Genomic DNA, 1,652 nt, shown 5'->3' on the forward strand with positions numbered 1-1,652 from the left:
CTGGACGAGGCGCCGATCGACGGCACCATCGGCATCGGCCACACCCGCTGGGCGACGCATGGCCGGCCGAGCGAGAGCAACGCCCATCCGCACGCGACCGACCGGGTGGCGATCGTGCACAACGGCATCATCGAGAACTTCCGCGCGCTGAAGCGCGAGCTGGAGGGGCTCGGCCACGTCTTTTCCACCGAGACCGATTCCGAGATCGTCGCCCATCTGGTCAGCCATTACCTCGACCGGCAGATGGCGCCGCGYGAGGCCAGCGCCGCCGCCCTGAAGCGGCTGGAGGGCGCCTTCGCSCTCGCCTTCCTGTTCACCGGCGAGGAGGACCTGCTGGTCGTCGCCCGCCGCGGCTCGCCSCTGGCCATCGGCTTCGGCGACGGCGAGATGTATGTCGGCTCCGACGCGCTGGCGATCGGCGCCTGGACCGACCGGATCTGCTATCTCGACGAGGGCGACTGGGCGGTGATCGCCCGCAGCGGGGTCGAGATCTACGACGCCGCGGACACCTCGGTGGCCCGGCCGGTGAAGCCGATCGCCCAGACCGGCGCCCTGATCGGCAAGGGCGATTTCCGGCACCACATGCTGAAGGAGATCTACGAGCAGCCGGCGGTGGTGGGCGACACCCTGCGCACCATGCTCGATCCCGCCACCCGGGCGATCGCGCTGCCGGCGCTGCCCTTCGACCTCGCCGCGGTGCCGCGCGCCACCATCGTCGCCTGCGGCACCGCCTTCTACGCCGGCATGGTGGCGAAATACTGGTTCGAGACCGTGGCCCGGCTGCCGGTCGAGATCGACATCGCCTCGGAGTTCCGCTACCGCGAGGCGCCGCTGCCGGCGGGGGGCCTGGCCATCTTCGTCTCCCAGTCGGGCGAGACCGCAGACACGCTGGCGGCGCTGCGCTACGCCCGCGCCCAGGGCCAGCACGTGCTGGCGATCGTCAACGTGCCGGACAGCTCGATCGCGCGCGAGAGCGACGCGGTGATCCAGACCCTGGCCGGGCCGGAGATCGGCGTCGCCTCGACCAAGGCCTTCACCACCCAGCTGACGGTGCTGGCCTGCCTCGCCGTCGCCGCGGCGCGGGCGCGCGGCGCCATCGACRCCAAGCGGGAGGCGGAGCTCTCCACCGCCCTGACCGAGCTGCCGAGCCGGCTGGCCGAGGTCTTGAACCACGACGCCACGATCCGCGACCTCGCCCACCAGGTGGCGCTGGCGCGCGACGTGCTGTATCTCGGCCGCGGCCTGTCCTATCCGCTGGCGCTGGAGGGCGCCTTGAAGCTGAAGGAGATCAGCTACATCCACGCCGAGGGCTACGCCGCCGGCGAGATGAAGCACGGGCCGATCGCGCTGATCGACGACCAGGTGCCGGTGATCGTGCTGGCGCCGCGCGACCCGGTGTTCGACAAGACCGTGTCGAACGTGCAGGAGGTGATGGCCCGCGGCGGCAAGGTGATCTTCGTCTCCGACCCGGACGGCATCGAGAGGCTGGGCCCGGGCCCGGTCGCGGCGATCGGCCTGCCCGGCGTCGACCCCTTCGTCGCGCCGATCCTCTACGCCGTGCCGGTGCAGCTCCTGGCCTATCACACCGCCGTGGCCAAGGGCACCGATGTCGACCAGCCCCGCAACCTCGCCAAGAGCGTCACCGTGGAGTA

Annotated in this window: 1 protein-coding gene; it reads left to right on the forward strand. The window is 71.4% G+C overall.

Annotation, left to right across the window (positions count from 1 at the left end):
• Positions 1-1,652, forward strand: a 1,652-nt coding sequence (gene glmS, locus KXR53_RS35445) for a glutamine--fructose-6-phosphate transaminase (isomerizing) (RefSeq protein WP_437380322.1), incomplete at both ends; no start/stop codon positions are given.

The sequence above is a fragment of the Inquilinus limosus genome, from assembly GCF_051487185.1.
GTDB classification, from domain to species: domain Bacteria; phylum Pseudomonadota; class Alphaproteobacteria; order DSM-16000; family Inquilinaceae; genus Inquilinus; species Inquilinus limosus_F.